The following is a 7,239-nucleotide window of genomic DNA, read 5'->3' as shown; positions in this document are numbered from 1 at the left end:
TTCGGCGGCCTCGCGCACCGGCGCGTAGAGTTCGGCGTCGGCGGCCGGGACCTCCAGCATGAAGGCCGCGCGGCCGGGCGACAGCACGAGGCCTCGCACGAGGCCCGCGGCGGACAATCCCAATCCAGAACGGGGATCGCGCACGCGGTCCAGCGCGGCCAGCACTTCAGCGCGATCGGGACCCTGTGGGACGTTCATGCGCGGCTATGTCTTGCTTTGACCATCAAGGGGTCTCATATCCGGGCGACAGCGCCGGTTTACAAGCCCCTCCGGGCCGACGACGCAGCCGCGCGGGACATACGAACGAGACGCGACGGCTTATGCCCTGGAACGACAATGCCAATCCCGGCCCCTGGGGCTCGCCCCCGCAGGGGGACGACGGTGATCGCCGCAATCAGTCCCGACGCCCGCAAGGGCCAGGACGCGGTCCACGCCGCCCCGAAGGCTCCGACCTGACCGCGGCGCTCGAGCGCCTGCAGCGGCGGCTTCGCGGCCTGCTGGGCGGTCCCGGCGGCGGCGGTGTTCGTCCCGGCGCGGTGGTCGCCATCGCCGGCGTCGCCTTCGCGCTCTGGGCCGCCTCCGGCATCTATGTGATCCAGCCCAACGAAGAAGGCGTGGTCACCACCTTCGGGTCCTATTCGCGCTCCGAGACGCCGGGTCTGCGCTACCACCTGCCCGCGCCGCTGGAACGGGTCGAGAAGGTCGCGGTGACCAGCCTGAACCGCATCGATGTCGGCGGCTCGGCCGGCGCGGACATCCCCGAAGAAAGCCTGATGCTGACCGGGGACGAGAACATCATCGACCTGGATTTCAGCGTCACCTGGCGCGTGTCCGACGCGTCCAAATACCTGTTCACCCTGCGCTCGCCCGAAGACGCGGTGAAGGCCGTGGCCGAGAGTTCGATGCGCGAGGTGATCGGCAAGACGCCGCTGCAGCAGGTGCTGACCCGCGGCCGCGGCCAGGTCCAGCTGCAGGCCGCCGAACTGATGCAGCGCACGCTCGACGGCTGGAGCGCCGGCGTGAACGTCGTCGAAGTGCAGATCCGCAGCGCCAACCCGCCGCAGGAAGTGGTCGCCGCGTTCCGTGAAGTCGCCAACGCCGGACAGGACGCCGAGTCGGCGATCAACGAAGCCAACACCTATCGCAACCGGGTGATCAATGAAGCCAAGGGCGACGCCTCGCGCATCACCCAGTCGGCGCAGGGCTACCGCGAACAGGCTGTGCGCGAGGCGCTGGGCGACTCTGCGCGCTTCAACCAGATCCTGGTGGAATATCGCCGCGCCCCGGCCGTGACCCGCGAACGCTTGTATCTGGAGACCATGCAGAGGGTGCTCGCCCGGTCCAACAAGGTCATCGTCGACGGCAAGGGCGCGTCCGCGCCGATCATCCTGCCGCCCGACGTCTTCCGCGCGCGCACCCAGACCGCGCCGTCGCGCTCGCTCGATCCGGCCGCGCCTGGACCGACGCCGCAGGCGGCCCCGGTTCCGGTCCCCGTTCCGGCTGCGCCAGTCGACGCCGGAGTAAGCCCATGAACCGCCGGCTCACCGGCTGGGCGATCCTGGCCATCCTCGTGGTGATCGTGCTCGCCAACACCCTGTTCGTCGTCGAACAGCGTGAGCAGGCTCTTGTGCTCCGCTTCGGCGAGCCCGTGCGGGTGATCAACCAGCCCGGCCGCCAGCAGGCCGGCCTGCACGCCAAGGTCCCGTTCATGGAGAACGTGAAGAAGTTGGACCGGCGCAACCTCTCGTTGGAAGCCGATCAGGAAGAGATCATCGCCGCCGACCAGGAGCGCCTGGTGGTTGACGCCTTCATCCGCTACCGCATCAACGACCCGCTTCAGTACTACCGCACCCTGCGCGACGACCGCACCGCGGCCGACCGCATCGAGCGGCTGCTGAATTCGGCGCTGCGCCAGACCCTGGGCTCGGCGACCTCCAACGAGATCATCTCCGGGCGCCGCGCCGAGCTGGTCCGTCAGACCCGCATCGACGTGAGCCGGCGCGCCGCCTCCTCGCGCCTGGGCATCAGCGTCATCGACGTGCGCATCAAGCGCGCCGACCTGCCCGCCGCCAACCAGGCCGCCGTCTATCGGCGCATGCAGACTTCGCGTCAGCAGGAAGCCGCGCAGATCCGTGCGGTCGGCGAGCAGCAGAAGCGCGAGATCATCGCCTCGGCGGACAAGGAGGTGGCGATCACCTTGGCCACCGCCACCGAAGTCGCCGAGAGCACCCGAGGCGAGGGCGACAGCCAGCGCACGCGGATCTTCGCCGACAGCTTCGGCAAGGACCCGAGCTTCGCCAGCTTCTATCGCTCCATGCAGGCTTATGAGGCTTCTCTCGGCCAGGGCGACACGACGATGGTGCTCTCCCCCGACAGCGCCTTCTTCCGCTACTTCGACCGCGGGCCTGGCGCCAAGTAGACGCCCGCTCCTCCGGCGAGAGCCGGATTCGACAGGTTGGAGGAACGCCTCAGATCGACCTATCCTGCCTCCGCATCACGGAGCGGTCGTCATGAGCGTGCAGTTGAACCACACCATCGTCTGGTGCAGCGACAAGCACCGGTCGTCGGCGTTCCTGGCCCAGATGCTGGGCCGGCCGGATCCGGTTGCGTTCTACCACTTCATGGTGGTGGAGATGGACAACAGCGTGTCGCTCGACTTCTACCAGCAGGACGAGGCCGTCACCGTCCAACACTACGCCTTCCTGACCAGCGAGGCCGAGTTCGACGGCGTCTTCGCGCGCATCGAGGCGCGCGGCCTGGAGTACTGGGCGGACCCTGCCCGCACGCGTTCGGGCGAGATCAACCGCAACGACGACGGTCGCGGCGTCTACTTCCTCGACCCCGACGGCCACGTGCTGGAGGTGATCACCCGGCCGTATGGGGCGCCGGGCTGACGTAACGCCCCCTCCGTCACGCCCCAAGCGGGGCGCGCCTTCAAGCGAGCGCGGCGTCGCGCAACAGCGCCTCGACCTCGTGAAGATCACGGGCGACCCGCACACAGAGCAAGCGCATCTCCTCGGTGGGATCGAGCAGGTCTGGGATCATGATCGTCATCATCCCTGCCGCATGAGCGGCGCGTACGCCGTTGTGCGAATCCTCCAGCGCGAGACAATCCCGGGGAACCGCGCCCAGCGCCGCAGCGGCGGCCAGGTAGGGATCCGGTGCCGGCTTGCTGCGGGCGTAGTCGCCATGCGCAAGCACTGCGTCGAAGCGCTCGAGCAGCGCGTGGCCGCCGATGTGGTGCTCGACGTCTTCGCGCTGCGACGAGGTGGCGATGGCCCGTGGTAGCCCCAAGTCGTCGAGTGCCTGCAGAATTTCCAACACGCCAGCTTTCAACGCCACCTTCGCCTGCGCCATCTCGTGGAAGCGTTCCATTACGCGGAGTCTAAAGGCGTCCGGGTTGAAGCCTGCGGCGAAATGGCGGCGCAGGAGCTCGGCGCTGACCGCCCACGCGTTGCCGATCGTGCTGAGCAGAACCTCGGGCGGAATCTCCACGCCGTCGCGCAGCGCGACAGTGGAAAGCGCCTCACTGTAGAGGCCTTCGGTGTCGACCAGCAGGCCATCCATGTCGAAGACGACGGCGCGGACGCGGCGAGGCAGGGTCATGGCGTCTCCTAGGCGAGTCGCCGTGCGCCCCGAAATCAATCCGTGATTCAGCCTGTTGCAGCCGCCGCGCGCAGCAGGTCATGGACCTCGTGCAGGTCTGCCGCGATGCGTACGCACAACGACTGCATCTCCTCCGTCGGATGCAGCAGGTCGGGCACCATGATGGTCATCATCCCTGCCGCATGGGCCGCGCGCACCCCGTTGTGCGAGTCTTCCAGCGCCAGGCAATCGGCCGGGTCGACGCCGAGGGCCTCGGCGGCGCGCAGGAACGGCTCCGGGTGCGGTTTTCCATGGATGATCACATCGCGGGTGATCAACGCCCGGAAGCGTGGGACGAGGCCGCTCGGTCCGAGCGTCCGCCCCACCGACTCCAGGCTCGACGAGGTGGCGATGGCGCACGGCAGGCCGATCTCGTGCAGGTGATCCAGCAGCTCGACCACGCCGGCCTTCAGGCAGGCTCCAGCGACTAGCGCCTCGTGCATCCGCTCGCGGACCTCGTCGCGAAAGCCCTCCAGCGAAAACGCCGGGCCGAAGTGCTCGACCAGGATCAGGTCGCTGGCGGCTTGCGGCAGCCCGACCATGCGCTGAAAGGTCTCGAACGGCAGCTCGGCGTCGATGCCGGCCGCGGCGACCTGCAGCGCCGCGAACACCAGGGTCTCGCTGTCGACCAGCAGGCCGTCCATGTCGAAAACCACGGCGCGGACGGGGCGCGGCAGGCTCATCGCCTCAGTCCGTGACGAATTCGGCGGCGCGATAGCCCTGGAAATAGAGCAGAGCGGTCAGGTCGGCATGGTCAACCTTGGCGTCGGCCTGCGCCGCGACGATCGGCTTGGCCCGATAGGCGACGCCCAGTCCCGCCGCCTCGATCATCGCCAGGTCATTGGCCCCGTCGCCGATCGCGAGCGTCGCCGAGAGCGGCGCGTCCACTCCCGCGGCCTCGTACTGCAGGGCCGAGAGCTTGGCTTCACGACCGAGGATCGGCTCGCCCACCGTGCCGTCCAGGGCGCCCGCGCCCTCGCCCAGCGTATTGGCGCGATCGGCATGGAAGCCGGCCGCCTTTGCGACTCGTCCGGTGAAGAAGGTGAAGCCGCCGGAGACCAGCACGCAACGCGCGCCGCCGGCGCCCATGGTTCTCACCAGCGTCCGCGCGCCGGGGTTCAGCCGCACCCGCTCGTCGTAGGTCTGTTGAAGCGCGCTGAGCGGCAGGCCCTTGAGCATCGCCACCCGCTCGCGCAGCGCGCCCTCGAACGCCAGTTCGCCGCGCATCGCCCGCTCGGTGATCGCCGAGACCTGAGCCTTCACGCCGGCGAAATCGGCGAGCTCGTCGAGGCATTCGCAGCCGATGATGGTGGAATCCATGTCGGCGATCAGCAGCCGCTTGCGCCGCCCTTCCCAGGGCTGCACGCAGATGTCGACCGGGCGTCCGATCAGCGCAGCTTCGGCGGCGGCGCGGACCGCGGCGATGTCCTCCCCCTCGATCAACAGGTCGATGGCCCCAGGGCCCAATGCGCGGGGCTCCTTGACGCGCGCTCCGGCGCCTGCGAGCGCTGCGGGCAGGATGGACACGGCGGCGGCGCCGGCGTCCGGGTCGGGGCTGACGAGGGTTAGGGCGAGCTGCATGGAGCCCCGCATCTGGCTCATCGCCGGCCCCACCGCAAGCGGCAAGTCGGCGCTCGCCCTGGCCCTGGCGCGCGAGACCGGGGCCGAGATCGTCAACTCCGATTCCATGCAGCTCTACGCCGACCTGCGCGTGCTGAGCGCGCGTCCCGACGCCGCCGAGGAGGCCCACGCCCCCCACCACCTGTTCGGGATCGCCGACGCCGCCGAGGCCTGGTCGACGGGTCGTTGGCTGCGCGCCGCGACGCAGGTGCTGGACGAGCTAGCCGCGCGCGACAGGCCGGCCGTCGTGGTCGGCGGGACGGGCCTCTACTTCCGCGCGCTGACCGACGGCCTGGCCGAGATCCCGGCGGTTCCCGGCGCGGCGCGGCGGGCCGCCGAGGCGCGCTTCGACACGAGCGGCGAGGACGCGGTGCGCGACGATCTGCGCACGCTGGATCCCCAGGCGCAGACGCGCATCGCGCCGGGCGATCGGCAGCGGCTGGTCCGCGCATTGGAGGTGGCCCGCTCGACAGGCCGCTCGATCAGCGACTGGCAGGCCGACACACACCCCGTCCTCGCCTCCGGCTCCTGGCGCGGGGTGGTGCTCGACCCGCCGCGTGAGGCGCTCTACGCCCGTTGCGACGCACGCTTCGACGCGATGTTGGCGGCCGGCGCGCTTGAAGAGGTGCGCGCTTTGGCGGCTCGCAACCTGGACCCGGCGCTGCCTGCCATGGGCGCGCTGGGCGTTCGCGACCTGGCGGCGTATCTGGCTGGGACGGTCTCGCTCGAAGACGCCACGATCCGCGCCAAACAGGCGACGCGCCACTACGCCAAGCGCCAGCTCACCTGGTTCCGCAACCAGACGGCGGACTGGCCCAGGGTCACCGCCACGCAGCCTGCGGAACAGTGGGCGCAGCTCCGTGACCAGGTCTTCGACCGATGACCCACCTGGCCCCAGAGATCATCGCCCTCTTGGCCTTGGCTGCGACGGCGGCCGGCTTCATCGACGCGATCGCCGGCGGCGGCGGGCTGATCACCGTCCCGGCGCTGCTGGCCGCGGGGATCAATCCGGTGGCGGCGCTAGCCACCAACAAGGTGCAGTCCAGCGTCGGCACGGCCTCGGCGGTGTGGAACTTCTGGCGGGCCGGTCGCATCGATTTCAACGCGTTGAGGATCCCGATCCTGGCGACGGCCGCCGGCGCATTGCTGGGAGCCGCCGTCCTCAGCGTCGCCGACACCCGCTGGCTGATGGTGCTGCTGCTGGTGGCGATCGCGCTGTATTTCCTGTTCGGCCCCAAGGTCAGCGACGCCGATTCCCACGCGCGCCTGACGCCGCTCGCCTACGCCTCTGTGGCGGCCGCCATAGGCTTCTACGACGGCTTCTTCGGCCCTGGCACAGGCTCGTTCTTCGCGCTCAGCCTGGTGACTCTGATGGGCATGGGCCTGACCCGCGCCACCGCCCACACCAAGGCGCTGAACCTGACCAGCAATATCGTCGCCATGGTGGTGCTGGCGGGCGCAGGCCACGTGCTGTGGGTGGTCGGGGCGGCGATGGCGGCAGGACAGTTCATCGGCGGCTACCTTGGCTCGCACGCCGCCATGCGCTGGGGCCATTCGCTGATCCGCCCGCTGCTGGTGGTGATTTCGCTGGCGATGACCGCCAAGCTGCTGCTCGACCCGGCGAACCCGCTGCGGGCGATCGTGCAAGGATGGTTCTGATCAGGCATGAGCGAACCGCGGATCAGCATCGTCATCCCCACCCAGCGCCGGCCGGGCGGTTTGGCCGTGGCCATGCGCTCCGCCCTCGCCCAGACCGGCTTCGAGGCCGGCGCGCTGGAGCTGGTGGTGGTGGACAACGACGTCCTGCCCTCGGCGCAGGCGCAGGTGGAGGCGCGGGCCGCCGAGGCGCCGTTCCCGGTGACCTACCTGCACGAGCCGCGGGCCGGGGTCGCCAACGCCCGCAACGCCGCGCTGGGCGTCGCGCGCGCGCCGCTGATCGCCTTCCTCGACGACGACGAGGAAGCGCCGGCAGGT

10 protein-coding genes are annotated in these 7,239 nt (G+C 69.9%); 6 read left to right on the top strand and 4 right to left on the bottom strand.

Going from position 1 to position 7,239, the window contains the following annotated elements; all coding sequences use genetic code 11:
• The coding region (locus Q8M88_RS12935; protein WP_305597571.1) for an iron-sulfur cluster assembly protein at positions 1-198 on the bottom strand (198 nt) is incomplete at its 3' end.
• Positions 199-320: 122 nt separating this feature from the next.
• Here Q8M88_RS12935 and hflK point away from each other — a divergent pair.
• From hflK to Q8M88_RS12920, 3 genes are all read left to right on the top strand, one after another.
• Positions 321-1,532, top strand: coding sequence for an FtsH protease activity modulator HflK (gene hflK / locus Q8M88_RS12930; protein ID WP_305597570.1), 1,212 nt, complete (start codon positions 321-323; stop codon positions 1,530-1,532).
• Positions 1,529-2,419: a protease modulator HflC gene (gene hflC, locus Q8M88_RS12925; protein ID WP_305597569.1), complete on the top strand. Its 891-nt coding sequence runs from the start codon at positions 1,529-1,531 to the stop codon at positions 2,417-2,419. The genes hflK and hflC overlap by 4 nt, the downstream gene beginning before the upstream one ends.
• 91 nt (positions 2,420-2,510) lie before the next feature.
• Entirely contained in the window at positions 2,511-2,894 is a 384-nt protein-coding gene (locus tag Q8M88_RS12920) for a VOC family protein (protein ID WP_305597568.1), read from the top strand.
• 40 nt (positions 2,895-2,934) lie between these two features.
• Here Q8M88_RS12920 and Q8M88_RS12915 read toward each other — a convergent pair whose 3' ends face one another.
• From Q8M88_RS12915 to serB, 3 genes are read right to left on the bottom strand one after another with little or no spacing between them, the layout of a single operon-like run.
• Positions 2,935-3,606 carry an HAD family phosphatase gene (locus Q8M88_RS12915; protein ID WP_305597567.1) on the bottom strand — a complete coding sequence of 224 codons (672 nt, stop codon included), beginning with the start codon at positions 3,604-3,606 and terminating at the stop codon, positions 2,935-2,937.
• Between the two features lie 47 nt (positions 3,607-3,653).
• A complete protein-coding gene (locus Q8M88_RS12910; RefSeq protein ID WP_305597566.1) occupies positions 3,654-4,328 on the bottom strand; it encodes an HAD family phosphatase in 675 nt (224 codons plus the stop codon).
• Positions 4,329-4,332: 4 nt separating this feature from the next.
• Positions 4,333-5,226 (bottom strand): phosphoserine phosphatase SerB, encoded by an 894-nt coding sequence (gene serB, locus Q8M88_RS12905; protein ID WP_305597565.1) that lies wholly within the window; start codon positions 5,224-5,226, stop codon positions 4,333-4,335.
• On the opposite strand from serB, the gene miaA reads away from it, so the two are divergent.
• From miaA to Q8M88_RS12890, 3 genes are all read left to right on the top strand, one after another.
• Positions 5,225-6,148, top strand: a complete 924-nt coding sequence (miaA, locus tag Q8M88_RS12900; RefSeq protein ID WP_305597564.1) for a tRNA (adenosine(37)-N6)-dimethylallyltransferase MiaA — start codon at positions 5,225-5,227, stop codon at positions 6,146-6,148. The two genes, serB and miaA, sit on opposite strands and share 2 nt — an antisense overlap.
• Entirely contained in the window at positions 6,145-6,924 is a 780-nt protein-coding gene (locus Q8M88_RS12895) for a TSUP family transporter (protein WP_305597563.1), read from the top strand. The genes miaA and Q8M88_RS12895 overlap by 4 nt, the downstream gene beginning before the upstream one ends.
• Positions 6,925-6,930: 6 nt before the next feature.
• The coding region (locus Q8M88_RS12890; protein ID WP_305597562.1) for a glycosyltransferase family 2 protein at positions 6,931-7,239 on the top strand (309 nt) is incomplete at its 3' end.

The sequence above is a fragment of the Phenylobacterium sp. genome (assembly GCF_030693805.1).
Lineage (GTDB): Bacteria > Pseudomonadota > Alphaproteobacteria > Caulobacterales > Caulobacteraceae > Phenylobacterium.
This window is presented reverse-complemented; position numbering and strand designations above follow the sequence as displayed.

What these genes read in the sequence shown, in the direction of transcription:
- hflK (WP_305597570.1), top strand. Translation starts at nt 321, where the DNA reads ATGCCCTGGAACGACAATGCCAATCCCGGCCCCTGGGGCTCGCCCCCG.
- hflC (WP_305597569.1), top strand. Translation starts at nt 1,529, where the DNA reads ATGAACCGCCGGCTCACCGGCTGGGCGATCCTGGCCATCCTCGTGGTG.
- Q8M88_RS12920 (WP_305597568.1), top strand. Translation starts at nt 2,511, where the DNA reads ATGAGCGTGCAGTTGAACCACACCATCGTCTGGTGCAGCGACAAGCAC.
- Q8M88_RS12915 (WP_305597567.1), bottom strand. Translation starts at nt 3,606, where the DNA reads ATGACCCTGCCTCGCCGCGTCCGCGCCGTCGTCTTCGACATGGATGGC.
- Q8M88_RS12910 (WP_305597566.1), bottom strand. Translation starts at nt 4,328, where the DNA reads ATGAGCCTGCCGCGCCCCGTCCGCGCCGTGGTTTTCGACATGGACGGC.
- miaA (WP_305597564.1), top strand. Translation starts at nt 5,225, where the DNA reads ATGGAGCCCCGCATCTGGCTCATCGCCGGCCCCACCGCAAGCGGCAAG.
- serB (WP_305597565.1), bottom strand. Translation starts at nt 5,226, where the DNA reads ATGCAGCTCGCCCTAACCCTCGTCAGCCCCGACCCGGACGCCGGCGCC.
- Q8M88_RS12895 (WP_305597563.1), top strand. Translation starts at nt 6,145, where the DNA reads ATGACCCACCTGGCCCCAGAGATCATCGCCCTCTTGGCCTTGGCTGCG.